This window comes from Aeromicrobium duanguangcaii, from assembly GCF_024508295.1.
In the GTDB taxonomy this organism is placed as follows: Bacteria; Actinomycetota; Actinomycetes; order Propionibacteriales; family Nocardioidaceae; genus Aeromicrobium; species Aeromicrobium duanguangcaii.
Map to the genome: position 1 here is coordinate 1 of NZ_CP101990.1, position 22,543 is coordinate 22,543.

Annotated in this window: 18 protein-coding genes and 2 tRNA genes; 15 read left to right on the top strand and 5 right to left on the bottom strand. The window is 69.9% G+C overall.

The annotated features are described in order from the left end of the window. Positions 1-230: 230 nt before the first annotated feature. From dnaA to NP095_RS00025, 5 genes are all read left to right on the top strand, one after another. A complete protein-coding gene (gene dnaA / locus NP095_RS00005) occupies positions 231-1,700 on the top strand; it encodes a chromosomal replication initiator protein DnaA (RefSeq protein WP_404801100.1) in 1,470 nt (489 codons plus the stop codon). A 330-nt stretch (positions 1,701-2,030) separates the two neighbouring features. Further along, complete coding sequence (gene dnaN, locus NP095_RS00010) at positions 2,031-3,176, top strand: DNA polymerase III subunit beta (RefSeq protein WP_232418276.1); 1,146 nt, start codon at positions 2,031-2,033, stop codon at positions 3,174-3,176. 27 nt (positions 3,177-3,203) lie between these two features. After that, positions 3,204-4,106: a phosphogluconate dehydrogenase (NAD(+)-dependent, decarboxylating) gene (gnd, locus tag NP095_RS00015; RefSeq protein WP_232418275.1), complete on the top strand. Its 903-nt coding sequence runs from the start codon at positions 3,204-3,206 to the stop codon at positions 4,104-4,106. Between the two features lie 109 nt (positions 4,107-4,215). Next, positions 4,216-5,343, top strand: a complete 1,128-nt coding sequence (recF, locus tag NP095_RS00020) for a DNA replication/repair protein RecF (RefSeq protein ID WP_232418274.1) — start codon at positions 4,216-4,218, stop codon at positions 5,341-5,343. After that, on the top strand, positions 5,336-5,818 hold the full coding sequence (locus NP095_RS00025) for a DUF721 domain-containing protein (RefSeq protein WP_232418273.1): 483 nt from the start codon (positions 5,336-5,338) through the stop codon (positions 5,816-5,818). Before recF ends, NP095_RS00025 begins: the two co-directional genes overlap by 8 nt. A gap of 131 nt (positions 5,819-5,949) precedes the next feature. Here the strand turns inward: NP095_RS00025 and NP095_RS00030 are convergent, their stop codons facing one another. The 4 genes from NP095_RS00030 to NP095_RS00045 all read right to left on the bottom strand — a co-directional run bounded on the left by NP095_RS00030 (position 5,950) and on the right by NP095_RS00045 (position 10,039). After that, positions 5,950-6,750, bottom strand: a complete 801-nt coding sequence (locus NP095_RS00030) for a phosphatase PAP2 family protein (protein ID WP_232418272.1) — start codon at positions 6,748-6,750, stop codon at positions 5,950-5,952. 90 nt (positions 6,751-6,840) lie between these two features. Then, positions 6,841-8,091, bottom strand: coding sequence for a sugar ABC transporter permease (locus NP095_RS00035; protein WP_232418271.1), 1,251 nt, complete (start codon positions 8,089-8,091; stop codon positions 6,841-6,843). Next, positions 8,088-8,900: an ATP-binding cassette domain-containing protein gene (locus NP095_RS00040; RefSeq protein WP_232418270.1), complete on the bottom strand. Its 813-nt coding sequence runs from the start codon at positions 8,898-8,900 to the stop codon at positions 8,088-8,090. Before NP095_RS00040 ends, NP095_RS00035 begins: the two co-directional genes overlap by 4 nt. Positions 8,901-8,962: 62 nt before the next feature. Beyond that, positions 8,963-10,039: an ABC transporter substrate-binding protein gene (locus tag NP095_RS00045; protein ID WP_232418269.1), complete on the bottom strand. Its 1,077-nt coding sequence runs from the start codon at positions 10,037-10,039 to the stop codon at positions 8,963-8,965. 164 nt (positions 10,040-10,203) lie between these two features. Here NP095_RS00045 and NP095_RS00050 point away from each other — a divergent pair, with 164 nt between their 5' ends. The 10 genes from NP095_RS00050 (at position 10,204) to NP095_RS00095 (ending at position 21,835) form a co-directional block, all read left to right on the top strand. Then, positions 10,204-10,992: a DeoR/GlpR family DNA-binding transcription regulator gene (locus NP095_RS00050; protein ID WP_232418268.1), complete on the top strand. Its 789-nt coding sequence runs from the start codon at positions 10,204-10,206 to the stop codon at positions 10,990-10,992. Positions 10,993-11,071: 79 nt separating this feature from the next. Next, a complete protein-coding gene (locus NP095_RS00055) occupies positions 11,072-12,112 on the top strand; it encodes a 2-hydroxyacid dehydrogenase (protein ID WP_232418267.1) in 1,041 nt (346 codons plus the stop codon). Further along, complete coding sequence (locus NP095_RS00060) at positions 12,109-13,557, top strand: FGGY family carbohydrate kinase (protein WP_232418266.1); 1,449 nt, start codon at positions 12,109-12,111, stop codon at positions 13,555-13,557. Before NP095_RS00055 ends, NP095_RS00060 begins: the two co-directional genes overlap by 4 nt. Next, positions 13,554-15,056, top strand: a complete 1,503-nt coding sequence (locus tag NP095_RS00065; protein ID WP_232418265.1) for an FGGY-family carbohydrate kinase — start codon at positions 13,554-13,556, stop codon at positions 15,054-15,056. The genes NP095_RS00060 and NP095_RS00065 overlap by 4 nt, the downstream gene beginning before the upstream one ends. Beyond that, positions 15,053-15,661, top strand: coding sequence for a histidine phosphatase family protein (locus tag NP095_RS00070; protein ID WP_232418264.1), 609 nt, complete (start codon positions 15,053-15,055; stop codon positions 15,659-15,661). Before NP095_RS00065 ends, NP095_RS00070 begins: the two co-directional genes overlap by 4 nt. Positions 15,662-15,855: 194 nt before the next feature. Continuing rightward, complete coding sequence (gene gyrB / locus NP095_RS00075) at positions 15,856-17,841, top strand: DNA topoisomerase (ATP-hydrolyzing) subunit B (RefSeq protein WP_232418263.1); 1,986 nt, start codon at positions 15,856-15,858, stop codon at positions 17,839-17,841. Between the two features lie 85 nt (positions 17,842-17,926). Beyond that, the gene (gene gyrA / locus NP095_RS00080; RefSeq protein ID WP_232418262.1) at positions 17,927-20,479 is read left to right on the top strand and encodes a DNA gyrase subunit A; all 2,553 of its coding nucleotides are present in this window, start codon (positions 17,927-17,929) and stop codon (positions 20,477-20,479) included. Continuing rightward, positions 20,472-21,446, top strand: coding sequence for a DUF3566 domain-containing protein (locus NP095_RS00085; protein WP_232418261.1), 975 nt, complete (start codon positions 20,472-20,474; stop codon positions 21,444-21,446). Before gyrA ends, NP095_RS00085 begins: the two co-directional genes overlap by 8 nt. Positions 21,447-21,539: 93 nt before the next feature. Then, positions 21,540-21,614 (top strand) — tRNA-Ile (locus NP095_RS00090). A gap of 145 nt (positions 21,615-21,759) precedes the next feature. Then, positions 21,760-21,835, top strand: a tRNA-Ala gene (locus NP095_RS00095). A gap of 134 nt (positions 21,836-21,969) precedes the next feature. On the opposite strand, the gene NP095_RS00100 is transcribed toward NP095_RS00095, so the two are convergent. Beyond that, positions 21,970-22,443 (bottom strand): hypothetical protein, encoded by a 474-nt coding sequence (locus NP095_RS00100; protein WP_232418260.1) that lies wholly within the window; start codon positions 22,441-22,443, stop codon positions 21,970-21,972. Positions 22,444-22,543: the final 100 nt, after the last annotated feature.

Sequence of the window (22,543 nt, forward strand, 5' to 3'; positions counted from 1 at the left end):
GTCCGGATCCGCTTGTGACCGGTCGGCACCGGCTGCTAGCGTCACAGGATATCCACAGGCGCCGCGTCAGGGACGGCGGCAGATCGAACCGCTTCGTACACAACGTGTGGACAACAGTGTGAACAACTCCTCGGGCGGCCCGCCCTGCTCTCGGCCGCCCGCGAAAAAATCCCGGGAAAACCCGCCCTTTGTGGCGGAAGGAAGGCTGTGCAGTGCGCGACGAGGTTGAAGTGGACTTGGAGTCCGTCTGGCGCGATTCGGTCGCCACCTTGTCGCCAGGGGCCAAGGTCTTCGTCTACGGGGCCAAGCCCCTCTCGCTGCACAACGGCATCCTGATCGTCGCCGTCCAGGACGACCTCTCGCGCGCGCAGCTCGAGTCGCGCGTCCGGCCCGCTCTGGAGCAGGCACTCACCACGCAGGCCGGCGAGGACATCCGGCTCGTGGTCACGATCGACCCCGAGGTCGTCGATGACGCGCCCGAGCTCTTCTCCCCCGCGATCACCGTGGCCGAGGAGCCGACAGACATCGACAAGTCGTCAAGTCGATTTGTCGACAGGGATGACGAGATCGAGGAGGACGACGACAGCCTGACCCCCAGTTGGGTCAGCCGGCCCGCCGCCTCCAAGGGCGGCCCCGGCCCGTCGCACCGCGCCAACATCGCCGAGGCGCGACTGAACTCGCGCTACCAGTTCGAGAACTTCGTCATCGGCTCGTCGAACCGCTTCGCCCACGCCGCCGCGGTCGCCGCGGCCGAGGCCCCGGGCAAGGCGTACAACCCGTTGGTCATCCACGGCGACTCCGGACTGGGTAAGACCCACCTGTTGCACGCCATCGGGCACTACGTCATCAACCTCTACCCCTCGTCGCGCGTCCGTTACGTCAGCTCCGAGGAGTTCGTGAACGACGTCATCAACGCGATCGGCGAGAACCGGACTCCCGCGTTGCGCCGCAAGTACCGCGAGATCGACGTCCTCCTGGTCGACGACATCCAGTTCATCGAGAACAAGGACGCGACGCAGGAGGAGTTCTTCCACACCTTCAACGCGCTGCACAACGAGAACAAGCAGATCGTCATGACGTCCGACCGGCCGCCGTCGGAGCTGCGCACGCTGGAGGAGCGCCTGCGCAACCGGTTCAGCTGGGGCCTGCAGACCGAGATGCTGCCGCCCGACCTCGAGACCCGCATCGCGATCCTGCGCAAGAAGGCCGCCACCGAGAAGCTGACCGCCCCGGCCGACGTGCTGGAGTTCATCGCCAGCAAGGTGCAGACCAACATCCGTGAGCTGGAGGGCGCGCTCATCCGCGCCACCGCGTTCGCCAACCTCAACGGCACGACCGTCGACCTGCAGCTCGCCCAGATCGTCCTCAAGGACCTGATCGCCGAGGGCGACGACCCCGAGATCACCGCCGGCATGATCATGGCGCAGACCGCGGCGTACTCCGAGTACACGATCGAGGAGCTGTGCGGCCCGAGCCGCTCGCGCAACCTCGTGCTCGCCCGACAGATCGCGATGTACCTGTGCCGCGAGCTCACCGAGATGTCGCTGCCGCAGATCGGCAGCGAGTTCGGCGGCCGCGACCACACCACGGTGATGCACGCCGAGCGCAAGATCCGCAAGCTCATGGCCGAGAAGCACGCCGTCTACAACCAGGTCACCGAGCTCACGGCGCGCATCCGCCAGCAGGCGCGTCAGTCCTGACGCAATTTGTTCTTCCCCACCTGGGGACACGCGTGTGGATGAACCGCCAGAATCGGTGCATCAGAGCTCCCAGGGTGTGAACGCGATGTGAACCACGAACGTTCGTCCACAGCCCGACCGAGTCCCCCCACTGCCACGACCACAACTTCATCCACAGGCCGAAAACGGCGCTGACCAGCACAAACAAGGGTTGTCCACCGAATCCACAGGCCCTACTACGACGACGGAAAGTACAAAGAGCCAAATCCGAGTAGAAGTCACGACGCCCCATGGGTGTGGATGACCGCCCACCGTGGCAGGATTCGACTGACGAATGAGAGGCCCCAGAACGTGAAGTTCCGCATCGATCGCGACACCCTTGCCGACGCTGTCGGCTGGACCGCCCGCAGCTTGCCGACCCGCCCGAGCGTGCCGGTGCTGACCGGGCTGTTGCTCGAGACCGTCGGCGACGAGCTCCACCTGTCGGGTTTCGACTACGACACCTCGACCCGCGCCTCACTGCCCGCGGAGGTCAACGACGAGGGCAAGGCCCTGGTCTCGGGCCGTCTTCTGGCCGAGATCGTGCGCGCTCTTCCCGCCGGAAAGCCGGTGGACGTCGTCCATGACGGCACGAAGGTCCAGGTCACGTGCGGCAGCTCGCGCTTCAGCCTGCAGACCATGCCGGTCGACGAGTACCCCCAGCTGCCGGCGATGCCCACCTCGACCGGAACGGTCAAGGCCGACGACTTCGCCACCGCGGTGGGCCAGGCCAGTGCGGCCGCCTCGCGTGACGAGATGCTGCCGCTGCTGACCGGAATCCGCGTCGAGCTCGAGGGCTCGACGATCTCGCTGATGGCCACCGACCGGTTCCGCGCCAGCCTGCGCGACCTGTCCTGGTACCCCGAGACCTCCGACATCTCGGCGCGCGCCCTCGTCCCGGCGCGCGTCCTGTCCGACACCGCCAAGGCGCTGACCGCGGGCGGCGACATCACGATCGCCGTCTCGACGAGCGAGACCGGTGACGGCCTCATCGGCTTCGAGGGCACGGTCGGCGGCGGCGTGCGTCGCACCACGACGCGTCTGCTCGAGGGCGATTTCCCCCGCGTCCGCCAGCTGTTCACGGCCCAGGCCGAGACGGTCGCCTACGTCAGCACCCACGCCCTGGTCGACGCGGTCAAGCGTGTCGCCCTCGTCGCCGAGCGCAACACCCCGGTCCGGCTCACGTTCTCCGAGGGCCAGGTCCTGCTCGAGGCCGGCAGCGGCGACGAGGCGCAGGCCTCCGAGAGCGTCGAGGCCACCATCGAGGGCAACGACATCTCGATCGGTTTCAACCCGACCTACATGCTTGAGGGACTGTCGGTCATGACCGAGCCGGTCGTGCACCTGTCGTTCACCCAGCACACCAAGCCCGCCGCGATGTCCGGAGTCGCGGAGGTGGGAGCGGATCCCGATGGCGCGTTCCGCTACCTGATCATGCCGGTTCGCCTGCAGAACTGAATCGCGCCAACGACGTCGGGAGGCGCCATGCACATCGGACTCGTCGGACTGGGAAAGATGGGCGGGAACATGCGTACGCGCATGCGAAACGCCGGTCTGACCGTGATCGGGTACGACCGCGACCCGGAGATCAGTGACGTCGGCTCACTGGCCGAGATGGTCGAGCAGTTGCCCAGTCCGAAGGTGGTCTGGGTGATGGTCCCCCACGGTGAGCCGACGCACAGCACGGTCGTGCAGCTCAAGGAGCTGCTGTCCGAGGGCGACGTCGTGGTCGACGGCGGCAACTCGCGCTGGACCGACGACGAGATCCACGCGGCGCAGCTGGCCGAGAAGGGCATCGGCTACGTCGACTGCGGCGTCAGCGGCGGCGTCTGGGGCCTCGAGAACGGCTACGCGCTGATGGCCGGCGGCGACGCCGCCGACGTGGCGAAGGTGCAGCCCGCGTTCGACGCCCTGCGTCCCGATGCCGAGAACGGCTTCGTCCACGCGGGCAAGGTCGGCGCCGGGCACTTCAGCAAGATGGTCCACAACGGCATCGAGTACGCCATGATGCAGGCCTACGCCGAGGGCTATGAGCTGCTCGAGAAGGTCGACATGGTCGAGAACGTCACCGAGGTGCTCAACTCCTGGCGCGTCGGCACGGTCGTCCGCTCGTGGCTGCTGGACCTGCTGGTCAAGGCGCTCGAGGACGACCCGGGCCTGTCGCAGATCCGCGGCTACGCCGAGGACTCGGGCGAGGGCCGCTGGACCGTCGAGGCCGCGATCGAGAACGCGGTTCCGGCCCCGACCATCGCCGCCTCCTTGTTCGCGCGCTTCGTGTCCCGTCAGGACGAGTCGCCCGCGATGCAGGCCGTCGCCGCGATGCGTCAGCAGTTCGGTGGCCACGCGGTGCGCGCCGCCCAGGAGAGCCCGGACGTCCCGCCGGCCTGAGTCGTCGCTCCCGCGACCCGGATGTGTGGCGCTGTCCACCTCCCAGCCCGGGAAACGGGCTGAAATGGGTGCGCACCGCTACACATCCGGTCGGCCGTAGGCTGAGCCCATGCACGTCACCCGGTTGGAACTCGCCGACTTCAGGTCGTATGAGTCCGTCGGGATCGATCTGGGGCGCGGTCCGGTGGCGTTCATCGGGGCGAACGGGCAGGGAAAGACCAACCTCGTCGAGGCGGTCGACTACCTCGCCGGGCTCGATTCGCACCGGGTCTCGTCCGACACCCCCCTCGTGCGCGCGGGCGCCGATCGGGCGATCGTGCGTGTGCAGCTGCAGCGGGACGACCGCTCCGCGCTGCTCGAGCTGGAGATCACGCCCGGCAAGTCCAATCGCGCCCGGGTCAACGGCAATCCCCTGCCGCGGGTCCGCGACATCGTCGGCATCGCCCGGACCGTGCTGTTCTCACCGGAGGACCTCGCGCTGGTCAAGGGAGATCCCTCTGATCGCAGGCGCTTCCTCGATCACCTCATCGTCATGCGCGCGCCCCGGCTGGCGGGCGTCAAGGCCGACTACGACCGCGTCCTGAAGCAGCGCAACACCCTGCTCAAGACCGCGGGCCGTCGCAGCAACGTCGAGATCTCGACCCTGGACATCTGGGACGAGAACCTGGCGCGCACCGGTGGCCAGCTGGTCGCCGCGCGGCTGGCGTTGCTGGACGCGCTGGCTCCGCACGCCACCGAGGCCTACCGGGACGTGGCAGCCGGCGCCGCGGCCGACCGTCAGGTCGTCTCGCTGGTCTACAAGCCGTCGGTCGAGGGCGTCGAGGAGCTGCGCGACGCCGACGACATCGCCAAGGCACTGCTCGGCGAGATCGGCCGTCGCCGCCGGGAGGAGCTCGAGCGCGGCATCAGCCTCGTGGGCCCGCACCGCGACGACGTCGTGCTCGGGATCGGCGACCTGCCCGCCAAGGGCTACGCCAGTCACGGCGAGTCCTGGTCCCTCGCGCTGGCGCTCCGGCTGGCGGCGTTCGCGCTGCTGCGCGACGAGGGAGACGACCCGATCCTGATCCTCGACGACGTCTTCGCCGAGCTCGACTCCGATCGCCGCTCCCGGCTCGCCGCGCGCGTCGCCTCCGCCGAGCAGGTGCTGGTGACGGCCGCGGTGCAGGGAGACGTCCCTGCCGAGCTCGTGGGGCAGTCGTTCGACGTGTCGCGAGGAGCCGTGACCCCGCGTGGCTGACGACGAGGACGTCCTGCGCCTGGCGCGCGAGATCGCCGACGCCTACCGGACCGGCGGCCAGCCGGTGTCGCGGCGCCGTCGTCCGATGCGCCGCACGGGTCCGGCGCGGCGCCCCGGCCGCGAGGACGCCGTCGCCCTGGGCGACGTGCTGGGCGAGATGGTGAAGAACCAGGGCTGGAACGACCGCCTCGCGGCGTCGCGCGTCTTCTCGGACTGGGCCGCGATCGTCGGTCCCGAGGTCGCGCAGCACTGCACGGTCGACCACTTCAGCGACGGGATCGTGCACCTGGAGGCCGACTCGACGGCCTGGGCGAAGGAGCTCAAGCTGCTCGCGCCGCGCCTCGTGGCCAAGCTCAACCAGGAGCTCGGAGACGGTCAGGTGCTGCGGATCGACGTCCGCGGTCCGCAGGCGCCGAGCTGGAAGAAGGGCCGGCGCTCGATCAAGGGCCGCGGTCCGCGCGACACCTACGGATAGTGGGCCGGCCGCGCTCGCTTCGCTTCGCGCTCACTTCCGGCTCCGCAGAGCTCCGCCGGGCCGGCCCCTCGTCGCTTCGCTCCTCGCCATGGCAAGGAAATTCATCCTCGCCGTCGCAAGGAGCTCCGCCCTCAGCGGTCCTGGGGGGAGATCCAGGACATCAGCCAGACCACGCACGCCGATGCCAGGGCCACCGCGCCGAGCACGAGCGACGCCTGCAGGAAGCCCTCGAGTCCCGACACCGGGCGCACGCCGATCAGGACGATCCCGATCAACGCGGCGATCGCTCCGCTGAGCGCGGTCAGGAAGACGGCGGAGTCCCGCGAGCGGCGGCCGCCGTGGACGAGGACGCCGACGGCGCACCACGCGAGGGTCACGAGCAGCGCGGCGACGACATCGGCGGGCCGGTGCCAACCGGCGACGATCGTGGACAGGCCGGTCAGGCCCGTCGCGAAGGTGCCCAGCCCGGCGACGGAGGCCCGTGCCCGGGACGGCACGACGATCAACAGCGCGGCCACGGCGGCTGCCACGACCGTGACGTGGCCGCTCGGCAGCGAGTTGTGGATGCCGTAACCCAGATCCGGCCGGTCCAGAACGCCGTGCTTGAGCACCTGCGTTGTCACGTTGGCGCCCACGATGACGGTGACGGCGGCCAGCGCGGCGCGACCGTGCCGGCGCACCGCGGCCAGCAGCAGACAGCCGACGGCCAGGATCGCGACGGTGCCGATCGAGACGCGACCGAGGATCGACAACAGGGTCAGCCGAGCGTCGCGTCCCGCGGTCACCGCGAGCATCGAGTCCTCGTCCGCGGCCTGGCCCGTGGTGGACCACAGCGCCACCCGGACGAGGACGAAGAACGCGGCAACGGCGCCGGCGCCGACGATCACCGCCGGCCCCGACACCCGCGCGGGTACTCGGGTCGTGGAACTCACATCTCCATGCTTTCAGACCAGCCCACGAACGACGACGGCCGCGCGCCGTCCTGAGACGGTCGCGCGGCCGTGGCCGAGAAGGTCGAACTGCTAGGCCCGACCGTGACTCACGCGCGACCGACGCGCGACCGAGTCGAGGATGACCGCCAGCAGCAGGACGCCGCCGGTCACCATGAACCGCCACGACGAGTCGAGGTTGACCAGCGTCAGGCCGCTGGAGATCGACGAGATCACCAAGATGCCCAGCAGGGCCGCGAAGGCCGAGCCGCGACCACCGAACAGGCTGGTGCCGCCGATGACCGCCGCCGCGATGGCGTTGAGGTTCACGTCACCGGTGCCGCTGCTCTGCGCCGCGGCGGCGAGGCGACCGGCGGCCAGGATGCCGCCGAGGGCAGCCAGCATCGAGCACAGCATGAAGACGCTCGTGTAGACGCGGTTCACGTTGACGCCGGCGCGCCGCGCCGCCTCCTCGTTGCCACCGACGGCGAAGACCGAGCGGCCCCAGCGCGTGCGGGTGAGCGCGTAGTGAAGCGCGAGGACCAGGCCGACGAACAGGACGAACATCCAGCCGATGCCGCGCGCCTGGTTCATGTACCAGGCGGCCGCCAGCAGCACGACGGCCATCGCGCCGGCCTGCAGGGCCAGGTGCAGGACCGGGACCGAGGAGAGGCCAGCCTTCGCGCGAGCCCGCGAGCGACCGAAGCGGGCCAGGAAGAAGCCCGCCGCGGCCAGCACGACCAGGACGTACGACAGCGTCGCCGGCACGAACCACAGTTGGCCGAGCTTCACGATCGGCGAGTCGAACGGCAGGTTGATCGTGCCGCTGGGGCCGAGCACCTTCAACTGCAGGCCCAGGAAGCCCAGCAGGCCGGCCAGCGAGATGACGAACGACGGCACGCCGAACCGCGTGTAGACGATCGAGTAGACGAAGCCGATCGCCGCGCCGGCGGCGAGCGAGCCGAGCACGGCCACCCAGACCGGCCAGTCGTTCTGGACGAACGAGACGCCCAGGATGGCGGCGGACAGACCGCTGACCGAGCCGACCGACAGGTCGATCTCGCCCACCAGCAGCACGCAGACGATGCCCAGCGCGATGACGCCGACCGCGGCCGACTCCATCAACAGGTTGCCCAGGTTCGCGCTGGACAGGAACGACGAGTTCAGCGACTGGAACACCGTCCAGATCACGAGCAGGCCGACGATGACGGGCAGGACGCCCAGATCGCCGCCACGGATGCGCTCGCCCACCGATCGCACGAGGCCGCCGAACCCTTCACTGGTGCGCAGGCGCTCGTCCTGCAGGTCGGCGGCGACGGGGCTCAGGCCCTCGGGGCTGGTCATCGGATCTCCTCATCGGTCGAGGCGGAACGGTCGGCACGGCGGGTCACGGCGTTGTCCGTGGCGCCGGTGATGGCCGCGACGAGTTCCTCGGTCGTGACCTGACGGGCGTCGAAGACGCCGTTGTTGCGACCCAGTCGCAGGACGGCGACGCGGTCGGCGACGGCGCGCACGTCCTCCATGTTGTGGCTGATCATGATCACGGCCAGGCCGTTCTCACGCAGTCGCTCGACGAGGTTGAGGACCTCCGCGGTCTGGGCGACACCCAGCGCGGCGGTCGGCTCGTCGAGGATGATGAGCTTCGGGTCCAGCAGCAGCGACCGTGCGATCGCGACGGTCTGGCGCTGGCCGCCGGACAGCGACGCGATCGGGATCCGCACGGACGGGATCTTGGCCGCGAGCTGGCGCAGCAGCTCCCACGAGCGGACCTCCATCTGCACCTCGTCGAGGCGCAGCGGCGAGATCTCGCTGTTGAGGAAGAGGTTGCTGACGACGTCGAGGTTGTCGCACAGCGCGAGGTCCTGGAAGACCGTCGCGATGCCGAGGTCGATCGCGTTCTGCGGGCTCGTGATGCTGACCTGACGGCCGTTGAACTCGAGCGTGCCGGACGAGGCCGTGTGCACGCCGGACAACACCTTCACGAGCGTGGACTTGCCGGCGCCGTTGTCGCCGACCACGGCCACGACCTCACCGGCGTGGACGTCGAGGTCGACGTCGGTGAGCGCGGCGACCGCGCCGAAGTTCTTGCTGATCGCCCGCAGGCTCAGGATGGGGCGCCCGGACGCGGGGGTCGCCTCGGTGGCTTGGTTCATGTCTCTCCCTGTGGATCGACGACGGCCGGTCCCCGCACGCAGCGGGGACCGGCCGAGCGTGATCAGTTGATGCCGAGCTTCTTGCAGCCGGCGGCGTAGGCGCCGGTGCAGACCTGGTCGGCGGTGTAGATCTTGCTGTCGAAGATGACCTTCTTCACGTTCTCGGCCGTGACGACCTCGGGCGTGAAGAGCTGCGACGGGGTGTCGAACAGCTCGGTGTCGGCCTTCGGCTCCTCACCCTTCAGGAACGAGACGGCGGCCTCGGCGGCGGCGCTGGCGACGATGCTGATCGGCTTGGAGATGGTGTTGTACTGCTCACCGGCGATGATCCGCTGGATCGCGGCGACCTCGGCGTCGTTGCCGGTGACCGGCGGGACCGGGTCGATGCCCGCGGCCTTGAGCGCCGCGACGGTGCCGCCGCCGGTGCCGTCGTTGGCCGCGACCGCGCCCGCGATGTCATCGCGGTACTTGGTGATCTGGCCCGAGACCCAGTCCTGGGCCTTCTGCGGGTTCCAGTCCGGCGTGTCGAACTCGGCGAGCATCTCGTACTTGCTGCCCTCGACGCCGGCCTTCATGCCCTTCTTGATGAGCTGCGCGGCGTCGTCGGTGGGCGACCCGTAGACCATCAGCAGGCCGCCGTCGGCCTGGTCGGCGTCGAGCTTCTTGACGAGCGACTCGGCGATCATCTTGCCGATCCCCTCGTTGTCGAACGACACGTAGAAGTCGGCCGGCTTGGTCGTGATCGGACGGTCGTAGGTGATGACCGGGATGTCCTGCGCCTGGGCGTTGGCCACGATGGTGGCGGCGGCCTTGGTGTCGACGGCGTCGAGCACGAGGACGTCGACGCCCTGCGCGATGGCCGAGTTGGCCTGCTGCTGCTGCTTGTTCGGGTCGCCGTCGCCGTTCTGGTACAGGACCTTGCAGTCCTCGCACAGCTCCTTGACCTTCTTCTCGAACAGCGGGCGGTCCTGCTCCTCGTAGCGCGTGGAGGCGCGGTCGGGCATGAGGAACGCGATCGTGCCCGAGGCCTTGTCGCCGTCCTTGCCCTCGGAGTCATCGCCCGAGCCGCAGGCGGCCAGGGTTCCCAGGGCCAGGACCGCGGCGGCAACTGCCGCGATGCGGAAGTTCGTTGTCTTCATGTGTCTCTCTCTTCTGAACCGGGCGTCGGGCCGAAGCCGTGCCTATACCATCGCTTGTGACAGCTGTCACACGCTGAATGCGGGGACCGTAACATTTAACACGTTAACTCTGTCAAGTGGGTTGTTACCCCACCATGTCGCGTGTCGAACCGAGGAGGACACCCATGCCCGATCAGGCTCCAGGCCGGCCATCGCGTGCCCAACGCCAGCGGCGGATCATCGATCGCGTCGTCGAGCAGGGCTTCGCCAGCGTCGCGGAACTGGTCGAGGACGCGGGCGTCAGCGTCATGACGATCCACCGCGACCTCGACGACCTGGCGGGACGCGGACTGCTCCGGCGCGTGCACGGCGGCGTGTCGGCGCTGCCCACCGGCGTTTTCGAGTCCAGCTCGGAGTTCCGGATGCAGCGCCAGGTCGAGGCCAAGGACGCGCTGGCGCGCACGGCGCTGGGCTTCGTGGAGCCGGGCATGTCGGTGCTGCTCGACGACTCGACCACCGCACTGGCCCTGGCGCGACTTCTTCCCTCCGTCGGTGCGCTCACGGTGATCACCAACTACCGGCAGGTGCTGGAGGTCTTGATGGACCAGGACGAGGTCTCGGTGATCATGCTCGGTGGCGCGTACTCGCGCACCCACGACTCGTTCATCGGCGCGCCCGATGCGTCAGGCCTGGCCACCTACGCCGTCGACGTCTCGTTCCAGTCGACCTCGACGATCGACGACGTCCGCGCCTACCACCAGGAGCAGGAGCTGGTGCTGATGAAGCGCGCGATGATCGAGGCCGGCGAGCGCAGCGTCCTGATGATCGACGGCTCGAAGGTGGGCCGGCGCTCGCTGCACCGGTTCGCGGAGCTCTCGGAGTTCTCCGATCTCGTGGTCACACCGGACGTTCCCGCACCGATGCGCGAGACGATGGCAGAGCACGTGCGTCTGCACGTCACAGACGGCATGTGACATCGTCACAGTCCCGGTGATATAGATAACAACAATCTTGTTATCTCCGGCGGGGTGTGCCGCTCCGCCCTCGGAAAAGGTGAACCCATTGACCACGATCCTCTCGGCGGGCGACCGCTTCGTCCGCCCGGAACTGTTCTCCGACGCCATCCGAGCCGCAGTCGGTGAGGGGGTCCCGCTGGAGTTCCGGACGACGACCTCGCAGTGGCCGCACGAGCCGTTCGGCCCGGTCGAGAACGTGGACGAGGCCTCCGGCACGGTCGAGGGCATGATCGAGGCGCTCCGGGGTGTCGAGATCGCCGTCACGCAGCTCGCTCCGTTCTCGCGCTCGATCATCGAGGCGTCACCGGACCTCAAGCTCATCGGCGTCAGCCGCGGCGGGCCGGTGAACGTCGACCTCGAGGCCGCCACGCGCGCCGGCGTCGTCGTGGTCAACGCGCCCGGACGCAACGCCCAGGCCGCCGCCGAGTTCACGATCGGCCTGATCCTGGCCGCCAGCCGCCGCATCCCCGCCGCGCACGGCGAGCTCGCCCGCGGCACGTGGCGCGGCGACTACTACTCGTGGGAGGAGGCCGGCGGCGAGCTCGACGGCGAGACGGTCGGCCTGATCGGCCTCGGCGCGATCAGCACGATCGTCGCGCGCATCCTGCGGGCCTTCGGCGCCACCGTCATCGCGTACGACCCCTACGCCGCTCCCACCGAGGGCGTCGAGCTGGTCGAGCTGGACGACCTCATCGCACGCAGCGGGATCGTCAGCCTGCACGCGCGCCTGACCGACGAGACCCGGCACATCCTGGACGAGACGCGCCTGCGTGCGATGCGTCCCGGCGCCGTGCTCATCAACACCGCGCGCGGCGGCCTGCTCGACTACGCCCCGCTGCCCGAGCTGCTCGAGTCCGGTCACCTGCGCGCTCTCGGTCTGGACGTCTACGACATCGAGCCGCCGCCGGCCGACTGGCCGCTGCTGTCGGCGCCCAACGTCGTGCTGTCGCCGCACCTCGCGGGCGCGACCCGCCAGACGGCCGAGCGCGCCGCGTCGATCATCGCCGGCGAGGTCGCCACGTACCTGACCGGCGGCGAGCTGCGGTACGTGTGCAACCCCGAGGTGCTGCGGGGATGATCCTCGGCGTCGACATCGGCACGTCGGTCACGAAGGCCGCGCTGATCGGTCGTGACGGTCGCAGCGTGCGGTCCGCGAGCCGTCCGTCCGAGCTGCTGCGCGGCCCCGGCGGCGTGGTCGAGCAGGACCTCGACGACGTCGTGGCCTCGGTGGTCACCGTCGTGCGCGCCGTCATGGACGGCACCGACGAGCCGATCGATGCCATCGCGCTGACCGGCCAGGGCGACGGCCTGTGGCTGCGCGACGAGCAGGGCCGCCCCACCCGACGCGCGATCTCCTGGATGGACGGCCGGGCGGCCGACCGCGTCGCCCGGTGGCGCGCGGACGGCGTGCTCGACCGGGTCCACGCCCTCACCGGATCCGGCGTCTTCCCGGGGTCGCACGCCGCGCTGCTCGCCCACCTGGCCGAGCACGAGCCGGAGGTCCTGGAGCGCTCGGCGGTCGCCGGGTACTGCATCGACGCCGTCCTGCAGCGACTGACCGGCGTGATCACGGTCGACGCGTCGGATGCGTCGCTGCCCTTCCTCGACGTGCGGACCCGGGGGTACGTCGACGAGGCCCTGGCCGCGTGCGGTGTCGCGGACTGGCGGCGCCTGCTGGCGGATCCGGCCGAACCGCACGCCGTGTTCGCGCTCGACGCCACCGGCGCCGGGCTGCTCGGCCTGCCCGAGGGTCTGCCGGTCACGGCCGGCCCCTACGACGTGATGACCTGCGGCATCGGCGCCGGCGCCCGGCGCGCGGGCCAGGGCACCGTCGTCGTGGGCACGACCCTGTCCTGCCAGGCGCTGACCACCGACGCCACGATCGATCCGGCGACCGAGCCGGCCGGCATGTGGCTGTGCACGCCCGACCCCGACCTGTACCTGCGCACGATGCCCTCGATGGCCGGCACCGCCGCGATCGCGCACGCGCTCTCCCTCGTGGGGGCCGGAACCGCCGACCTGCAGGGATTCCTGGAGGAGTCGGCCCCGGGGGCCTCGGGGGTCCGTGCCCTGCCGTTCGTGTCCGGTGCGGGCGAGCGCGCACCGTTCGTCGAGCCGCGGGCCACCGGCCAGCTCCTCGGCATGACGCTCGCGAACGGACCGGCCGACGTGGTCCGGGCGATGTGCGAGTCGGTCGCCTACGCCGCCCGGCACTGCCTCGAGGCCGCCGGCCTGTCCGGCGAGCTCTCGGGATGCGGCGGCGGACTGGGCACCGCCGCCTTCGCGCAGCTGATCGCCGACGCCACCGGCCAGGCCCTGCACGTTCCGCACGAGCCGTTCGTCGGCGCACGCGGAGCGGCAGCGGTCGCCTGGGCGGCGCTCGGCGCCCCCGTCGACGAGGACGCCTGGGCGGCCGACCGCCAGGTGATCGCCCCGCAGTACGACCTGCGCGACCAGTACGAAGCCGGATACGCCCGCTACCTGGCGGACGTCCGCGAAGCACGACAGAGGTGGACCGCATGAGCAGTTCCGGTGGCGCGAGCCCCGTCAGCATCGGCGTGGACCTGGGGACGCAGAGCGTCAAGGTCCTCGCCGTCGATCTCGACGGCCGGGTCCTGGCCGAGGCGGCGCGACCGCTGACCAGCACCCGCGACGGGGTCCGCCACGAGCAGGACCCGCAGGAGTGGCTGGCCGCGACGGTCGCCGCGACCGCCGACGCGGTGGGCCGGCTCGACGCCGCCCAGCGGGCCGCCATCGCCGCGGTGTCCCTGTGCGGCACCTCCGGCACCGTGATCGAGGTCGATGCCGCGGGCCGCCCCGTCGGGCCGGCGATCATGTACGACGACGCCCGCGCCGCGGCCGAGGCGGCCGAGGTGGCCGCCGCCGACCCCGCCCGCTGGGACCGGCTCGGCTACCGCATCCAGCCCAGCTGGGGCGTCACGACGATCGTCCACGCGGCGCGCCAGGGGCTGCCCGCGGGACACCGCTTCGCCCACCAGCCGGACGTCGTGGCCGCGGCCATGTGCGGCGGCCCGGTCGCGACCGACTGGAGCAGCGCGCTCAAGAGCGGCTATGACCTGCTCGAGCTGGCCTGGCCCACCGACGTCCTCTCCGGGCTGGGCGTCGACCCGGGCACCCTCCCCGAGGTCGTGGCGCCCGGTGCGCCGCTGGGCGCTGTCGGGGCGGACTGGGCCGAGCGCACCGGCATCGCGGCGGGCACGCCCGTCGTGGGCGGCATGACCGACGGCTGTGCCTCGCAGCTGGGCGCCGGTGCGATCGGTGAGGGCGACTGGCACTGCGTCATCGGCACGACCCTCGTGCTCAAGGGTGTGACCGCGACGCCGCTGAAGGACGACGGTGGCGCGGTCTACTCGCACCGCTCGCCCGTCCCGGGCCGGTGGCTGCCCGGTGGCGCGTCGAGCGTCGGCGCGGGTGCGCTGGCCGCGCTCCTGCCCGGTGCCGACCTGGCCGGCCTCACGGCGCAGGCGCAGCAGCTCTGGGACAAGGGCGCGGCCGTCGTGCCGGCCTACCCGCTGACGGGCACCGGCGAGCGGTTCCCGTTCGTGCGCCCCGACGCCCAGGGCTTCGCGCTGGTCGACGGCGTCGAGCGCGAGCTCTCCGTCCTCGGCTACGGAGCCGACGCGTACCTCTCGGTGATCGTCGGCGTGGCCGCGCTCGAGCGGACGTGCCTGGACGTGCTGGCCTCCGCCGGCGGATCGGTCGACGGCCGGTACAGCACCTCGGGCGGTGGCACCCGCAGCGACCTGTGGAACCAGGTGCGCGCCGATCTGCTCGAGCGTCCGGTCACGATCCCCCGCTCGGCCGAGCCGGCGGTGGGCGCGGCGATCCTGGCGGCGTCGTCGATCGTCGGCGCCGAGACCGAGTCCGACTGGACCGCGCTGGTCCGCCGGATGTCCGGAGTCGCGGCGGTCGTCGAGCCGCGACCGGAGTCGTCCGAGCGACTGCTGCAGGTGCACGGCCGACTGGCCGACGCCTGGCGTGCCCGAGGATGGCTGGCATGACCTCGGTGATCCACCTGGCGCGGCACGGCGAGACGGTGTGGCACGCGGAGAACCGGTACGCCGGCTCCTCCGACGTCGGCCTCACCGAGCGCGGGATGGAACAGGCCCGCGCGCTGGGCGCCTGGGCCGCCGCCCACGGACCCCTCACCGTGCACAGCTCGGACCTGAGCCGCGCCGTCGTGACGGCGACCCCCGCGGCCGAGGCGCTGGGGCTGGAGCTTCACGTGCGCCCCGCGTTGCGCGAGGTCGACTTCGGACAGGGCGAGGGCCTGACCCGGACCGAGATGGCCGAGCGGTTCCCCGACGACCTCGCCCGCTTCCTGGAGCGTCCCGCCGAGTCGCCGTTGCCCGGTGGCGAGGCCGGCCGGGCAGCCGTCGAGCGCGCGCTGCCCGAGCTGCGCTCCTTGGCATCGCAGTCCGAGACGCCCGCGCTGGTCGTCATGCACTCGACGCTGCTGCGCCTCGTGCTGTGCACGCTGGTGGGCATCGATCCGAACCGGTATCGCACGGTCATGCCGCGGGTGCGCAACGTCGCGGTGACGACCCTCGAGCTCGCCGACGACGGTCGATCCGCTGCCCTGCTGGGGTTCAACGTCCCGGTCTGAGCCCGGTGCCGGGCACCAGCGGTCCACGAGGCCGGCTCGGAGGGCCCCAGATGATGGGTGCCTTGGTCGGCCCCCTGGTCGTGACTCCCAGAGGCGATTATGAGCCGTTCAGCGGCATCTGTGGATGAATATCGAAGCCTCCCCAGGAGGTGTCGTGTCGTGGGACGAACAGAATGGCCCCGTATACTGGATGGGTGACCCACGCGCCCGAGACACCCAGCACGTACGACGCGAGCAACATTCAGGTCCTGGAAGGGCTCGAGGCGGTCCGCAAGCGACCGGGCATGTACATCGGCTCCACCGGCGAGCGCGGCCTGCACCACCTCGTCTACGAGGTCGTCGACAACTCCGTCGACGAGGCCCTCGCCGGCTACGCCACCGAGATCCTCGTGGTGCTGCAGGCCGACGGTGGCGTCAAGGTCGTCGACGACGGTCGTGGCATCCCGGTCGACGAGCACCCCGAGGAGAAGATCCCCGCGGTCACCCTGGTGCTCACCTCGCTGCACGCCGGCGGCAAGTTCGGCGGCGGCGGCTACAAGGTCTCCGGCGGTCTGCACGGGGTCGGCGTCTCGGTCGTGAACGCGCTGTCGACCAAGCTGTACGTCGAGGTCAAGCGCGACGGGTACCGCTGGACGCAGTCCTTCACGTACGGCGTCCCGGACGGGGAGCTGGTGCGCGAGGAGGAGACCGACGAGACCGGCACCACCACGACCTTCTACGCCTCGGACACCATCTTCGAGACCACGACCTACGACTACGAGACGCTCAAGACGCGCTTCCGTGAGATGGCCTTCCTGAACAAGGGCCTGCAGTTGACGCTGCGCGACGAGCGCAGCGAGAGCACCGACGAGACCGAGGGCGTCGTCGACGACGTCGAGCGCGAGGTCACCTTCCGCTATGACGGCGGCCTGGTCGACTACGTGAACTACATCAACGTCGGCAGCAAGGCGCCGATCCACCGCGACGTCATCAGCCTCGAGCGCGACGACGAGGCGCACGGCCTGTCGCTCGAGCTGGCGATGCAGTGGAACGACAGCTTCAGCGAGTCGGTCCACACGTTCGCCAACACGATCAACACGCACGAGGGCGGCACGCACGAGGAAGGCTTCCGCGCGGCGCTGACCACCACGGTCAACCGCTTCGCCGAGACCAACAACCTCATCAAGCGCAAGGAAGACCGCCTCACCGGCGACGACATCCGCGAGGGCCTGACCGCGATCATCTCGATCAAGCTGGCCGAGCCGCAGTTCGAGGGTCAGACCAAGACCAAGCTCGGCAACACCGAGGCCAAGGGCTTCGTCCAGCAGGTCCTCAACGACGAGCTCGGCGCCTGGTTCGAGCGCAACCCCGCCGAGGGCAAGACGATCGTCCGCAAGTCGATCGACGCCGCCGCGGCCCGTGTCGCCGCCCGCAAGGCCCGCGACCTGGCCCGCAACCGCAAGGGCTTCGGCTCCGGCGGCGGTCTGCCCGGCAAGCTGATCGACTGCTCCAGCCGCAACCCGGAGGAGTGCGAGATCTTCGTGGTCGAGGGCAACTCGGCCGGCGGCTCGGCGCGCAACGGACGCAATCCCGCGACGCAGGCGATCCTGCCGTTGCGCGGCAAGATCCTCAACGTCGAGAAGGCCCGGATCGACAAGATCCTGCAGAACGCCGAGGTCCAGGCGATCATCAGCGCGCTCGGCACCGGCGTCCACGAGGACTTCGACATCGCCAAGCTGCGCTATCACAAGATCGTGCTGATGGCCGACGCCGACGTCGACGGCCAGCACATCACCACGCTGCTGCTGACGCTGCTGTTCCGGTTCATGAAGCCGCTCATCGACGCCGGGCACGTGTACCTGGCGCAGCCGCCGCTGTACAAGATCAAGTGGACGAACCACCACCACGAGCTGGCCTACTCCGACTCCGAGCGCGACGCCGTGGTGGCGGCCGGACTCGACGCCGGCTACCGCCTGCCGAACACGGCCCCGGTCCAGCGATACAAGGGTCTGGGCGAGATGAACGCCAGCGAGCTGTGGGAGACCACGATGGACCCCGACGGCCGCCTGCTGCGTCAGGTCACGCTGGCCGACGCGGCCGCCGCCGACGAGATCTTCACCATCCTCATGGGCGAGGACGTCGACCAGCGACGCTCGTTCATCCAGCGGAACGCCAAGGACGTCCGCTTCCTCGACATCTGACCCTCTCCATGGACCACCGGTGGTCCGGCAGCACGGCGAGCTCAGCGAGCCGACGTAGCCAGGCCACGGAACGAAGGACACAGAAGTGACCGACTCCCCGATCGAAACCGACCGCACCGAACCGGTCGAGCTGCAGGACGAGATGCAGCGGTCGTACATCGACTACGCGATGAGCGTCATCGTCTCTCGTGCGTTGCCCGACGTGCGCGACGGCCTCAAGCCGGTGCACCGCCGTGTCCTGTACGCGATGTACGACGGTGGCTACCGTCCCGACCGCGGTTTCAACAAGTGCAGCCGCATCGTCGGTGACGTCATGGGTCAGTACCACCCGCACGGCGACTCGGCGATCTACGACACCCTCGTGCGTCTCGCGCAGCCGTGGGTGATGCGGGCGCCGATGATCAGCGGCCAGGGCAACTTCGGCTCGCCGGGCGACGATCCCGCGGCCGCCATGCGGTACACCGAGTGCAAGCTCGCGCCGATCGCCATGGAGATGGTCAAGGACATCGACGAGGAGACCGTCGACTTCAAGGCCAACTACGACGGCCGCTCGCAGGAGCCGACCGTCCTGCCGGCGCGCATCCCGAACCTGCTGGTCAACGGCTCGGCCGGCATCGCGGTCGGCATGGCCACGAACATCCCGCCGCACAACCTGCGCGAGGTCGCCGAGGGCGTCCAGTGGGCGCTCAAGCACCCCGAGGCCTCCCGCGAGGAGCTCCTCGAGGCCCTGCTGGAGCGCATCAAGGGCCCCGACTTCCCGACCGACGGCCTGATCGTCGGCACCAGCGGCATCGAGGACATGTACCGCACGGGTCGCGGCTCGGTCCCGATGCGCGCCGTGGTCAGCATCGAGGAGGACACCAAGGGACGGATGCAGCTCGTCGTCACCGAGCTGCCCTACCAGGTGAACCCGGACGGCCTGATGCGCAAGATCGCCGACCTCGCCCAGAGCGGCCGGGTCCAGGGCATCAGCGACCTGCGCGACGAGTCCAGCGATCGCGCCGGCCGCCGCATCGTCATCGAGATCCGCCGCGACGCCGTGGCGCGGGTCGTGCTGAACAACCTCTACAAGCACACCGACCTGCAGACGAACTTCAGCGCGAACATGCTGGCGATCGTCGACGACGTGCCGCGCACGTTGACCCTCGACGGGTTCATCTCGCACTGGATCACCCACCAGATCAGCGTCATCCGGCGCCGCACCGAGTACCGCCTGCGCAAGGCCGAGGAGCGCGCCCACATCCTGCGCGGCCTGGTCAAGGCCCTCGACCTGCTCGACGACGTCATCGCGCTGATCCGGCGCAGCCCCACCGTCGACGAGGCGCGCCAGGGTCTGATGGAGCTGCTCGCCATCGATGAGCTCCAGGCCACCGCCATCCTCGACATGCAGCTGCGTCGTCTGGCCGCCCTCGAGCGCCAGAAGATCATCGACGACCTCGCCGCCATCGAGCAGGAGATCGCCGCCTACAAGCTGATCCTGGCCAGCGAGGCCCGCCAGCGCGAGATCGTCGGCGAGGAGCTGGCCGTCATCGTCGACAAGTACGGCGATGACCGACGCACCAAGATCATCGCCGCCGACGGCGACCTGTCCGACGAGGACCTCATCCCCGACGAGGATCTGGTCGTCACGATCACCAAGGGCGGCTACGCCAAGCGCACCAAGACCGACCTGTACCGGGTCCAGAACCGCGGCGGCAAGGGCGTGCGCGGTGCGTCGCTGCGTGGCGAGGACGTCGTCGAGCACGTGTTCTCCACGACGGCCCACCACTGGATCCTGTTCTTCACCACGGCCGGCCGGGTCTACCGTGCCAAGGCGTACCACCTGCCCGAGGGCGGCCGTGACGCCCGCGGCGGCCACGTCGCCGGCCTGCTGGCGTTCCAGCCGGACGAGGAGATCGCCCAGGTCCTGGCCATCCGCGACTACGAGCAGGCGCCGTACCTGGTGCTCGCCACCAAGCGCGGCCTGGTCAAGAAGACCCGCCTCACGGACTACAACAGCCCGCGCCAGGCCGGCGTCATCGCGATCAACTTCCGCGACGAGGACGACGAGCTGGTCGGTGCCGAGCTGGTCTCGCCCGAGGACGACATCCTGCTGATCAGCCGCAAGGCGCAGTCGATCCGCTTCCGGGCCGACGACGAGCAGCTGCGTCCGATGGGCCGCGCGACGTCCGGCGTCACGGGCATGAAGTTCCGCGACGACGACTCGCTGCTGTCGATGACCGTCATCAAGGCGGGCGCCGACGAGGAGGGCAAGGACGACGAGAGCCAGCAGCTCTACGTCTTCACCGTCACCGATGGCGGCTTTGCCAAGAAGACGCGCATCGACGAGTACCGCGTCCAGGGACGTGGCGGTCTGGGCATCAAGGCCATGCAGATCACCGAGTCCCGTGGGGAGCTTGTGGGTGGATTGGTCCTGCGTGACGACGATGACGTCATCAGCGTGACCGAGCACGGCCAGATCACGCGAAGCCTCGTGTCCGGTGTTCCTGTGAAGGGACGTGGCACGATGGGAGTGAGTTTCGTGAAGTTCAAGGGGAACGATCGGGTCGTGACCATCGCGCGTAACACCGATCTGACCGTCGAGGACGCCGCGGAGCCGGCCGAGGAGTCGAACGTGAGTGGGGACGACAGTGACTGACCAGAAGCCAGGCGACGGCCAGCAGAACGGCACGCCTCACAGCGGCGCCCAGCCGAACGGTGTCCAGAACGGCGCCCAGCCGAACGGTGTCCAGAACGGCGCCAAGTCGAACGGCACCGGTCCGACGGTGTCGGCACGGCGACCGCTGAGCAAGGCCGAGTACGCCCGCACGACGAAGGCGACGCCCGACGCGACGGCCGTGATCCCCGCGGTGCGCGATGACCAGCCCGCCCCCGACGCCAAGGCGTCGGCGGGTGACGACCGTCCGACCCAGACGTTCAAGGCCGTCCCGCGCGAGGTGCCGGAGAAGAAGCCGGCACCCCAGCCGCCGAAGAAGGCCGACAAGCCGGCTGCGAAGCAGCAGCCCACGGCTGAGCCGGCCGAATCGAAGAAGCCGGCCGCCGGTGCCGCTGCCGCGGGTGCTGCTGGTGCGGCCGCGAGCGCGCCCACCGCGCCCGCGCCGAAGGCGCCGACGCCGCCCCTGGTCCCCCGTCCGGGCGAGAAGAAGACCGCTCCGGTGACCAAGACGGCCCCGGTCGCCCCGAGCAAGCCGGGCACGTCCTCGACCACGTCGACGGCCGCGGCCGCCGATTCCGGCACGACGCGGTCGGCCCAGCTCAAGGTCAAGCACATCGATCCCTGGAGCGTCACCAAGATGGCGTTCGTCGTCTCGGTGGCCCTCATGGTCGTCAGCGTCGTCGCGGTGACGGTGTTCTGGCTCGTCATGCAGATCACCGGCGTGTGGGGCTCGCTGAACGACAGCGTCTCGAACGTGCTCGCCGACGACGCTTCGGGCTTCGACGTCACCGACTACCTCGGCTTCGGCCGGGTCGTGGGCCTGACGCTGCTGGTGTCGAGCCTCAACGTGATCTTCATGTCCGCCCTCGCGACGATCGCCGCCCATCTGTACAACCTCGCCGCCGGGATTCTGGGTGGAATCGAGGTCACGTTCGGCGAACGCCGCTGACCACGGCGGCCGATCGGGTCCGCGAGCGCAGCACTCGCGGACCCGATTGGAAGTCCCTCAGGGACTTGCGGTAATCTCTTCTATTGCTGCCCGGGGCCTATAGCTCAGCTCGGTTAGAGCGCTTCCCTGATAAGGAAGAGGTCGATGGTTCAAGTCCATCTAGGCCCACCCCGAAGGAGGATCGACATGAAGAAGCTCCTCACCCTCGCGGCCGCGGTCGCCGGGGCCGTCTGGTTCTCCCGCCGCCGCAAGTCCGCCGCCCAGCCCGATCCGTGGGCCGCGCACAGCGATACGGTCTGATCTCTCCCACCCGGGGGCCTTGGCGCAATTGGTAGCGCACCTGCTTTGCAAGCAGGGGGTTAGGGGTTCGAGTCCCCTAGGCTCCACCAGATCCGGCGACGATCGGCTCCAGTGGTCCGGAGCCCACACCTCCTCGACCGGGCGTCATCCGGACCATGCTGCCCCTGAACGCCAGAACGCCCCCTCCCCGCCGGGAGGGGGCGTTCGCGGTTTCCTGCGTCGGTCAGGCGACGCCGCAGGGAGGGGCGGTGAGCGTGTTCACGGTGCAGCGCACCCGCGGGTCGATGACCGAGAGCACCCCGTCACCGGCGCCGATGCCCAGCAGCGTGACTCCGGTGAGGGACTGACGCACAGCCCTCGGGGCCTGGCCGGCCGAGACCTGGGTGAAGGTGGGAACGGGCTCGTCGCTCAGGTCGGTCTTCTTCTGCGTGAGCGCGAGCAGTTCAGCGGTGTCGGAGCTGCCGTCCGGGACCCCGATGGACGCGGAGAAGGTCGAGCAGACGCGTGCGACGTGGAAGTAGATGCCGGTGCCGTCGAAGGTCATGACCTTCTTGGCGTAGGCCTTACCGGCGATCCGCACCGCTCCGCGGTGGTGGGCGCCCGCGGTCGACACCTTGACGTTGACGGCGTATGTGCGCTTCTTGCTGGAGCGGACCTTGGTGACCGTCGTCCGCGCGCACCAGGCCCTGCACCGCACCGGGTGAGGCCCGTCCCACTCGCGTCACTGGTCCTCTCACGAAACGTCCGACGAGCGCCATCGGTCCGACTGCGGTACCAAGGATGGAGGGCTCGGCGCT

What these genes read in the sequence shown, in the direction of transcription:
- gnd (WP_232418275.1), top strand. Translation starts at nt 3,204, where the DNA reads ATGCACATCGGACTCGTCGGACTGGGAAAGATGGGCGGGAACATGCGT.
- recF (WP_232418274.1), top strand. Translation starts at nt 4,216, where the DNA reads ATGCACGTCACCCGGTTGGAACTCGCCGACTTCAGGTCGTATGAGTCC.
- NP095_RS00035 (WP_232418271.1), bottom strand. Translation starts at nt 8,091, where the DNA reads ATGACCAGCCCCGAGGGCCTGAGCCCCGTCGCCGCCGACCTGCAGGAC.
- NP095_RS00040 (WP_232418270.1), bottom strand. Translation starts at nt 8,900, where the DNA reads ATGAACCAAGCCACCGAGGCGACCCCCGCGTCCGGGCGCCCCATCCTG.
- NP095_RS00045 (WP_232418269.1), bottom strand. Translation starts at nt 10,039, where the DNA reads ATGAAGACAACGAACTTCCGCATCGCGGCAGTTGCCGCCGCGGTCCTG.
- NP095_RS00050 (WP_232418268.1), top strand. Translation starts at nt 10,204, where the DNA reads ATGCCCGATCAGGCTCCAGGCCGGCCATCGCGTGCCCAACGCCAGCGG.
- NP095_RS00060 (WP_232418266.1), top strand. Translation starts at nt 12,109, where the DNA reads ATGATCCTCGGCGTCGACATCGGCACGTCGGTCACGAAGGCCGCGCTG.
- NP095_RS00065 (WP_232418265.1), top strand. Translation starts at nt 13,554, where the DNA reads ATGAGCAGTTCCGGTGGCGCGAGCCCCGTCAGCATCGGCGTGGACCTG.
- NP095_RS00070 (WP_232418264.1), top strand. Translation starts at nt 15,053, where the DNA reads ATGACCTCGGTGATCCACCTGGCGCGGCACGGCGAGACGGTGTGGCAC.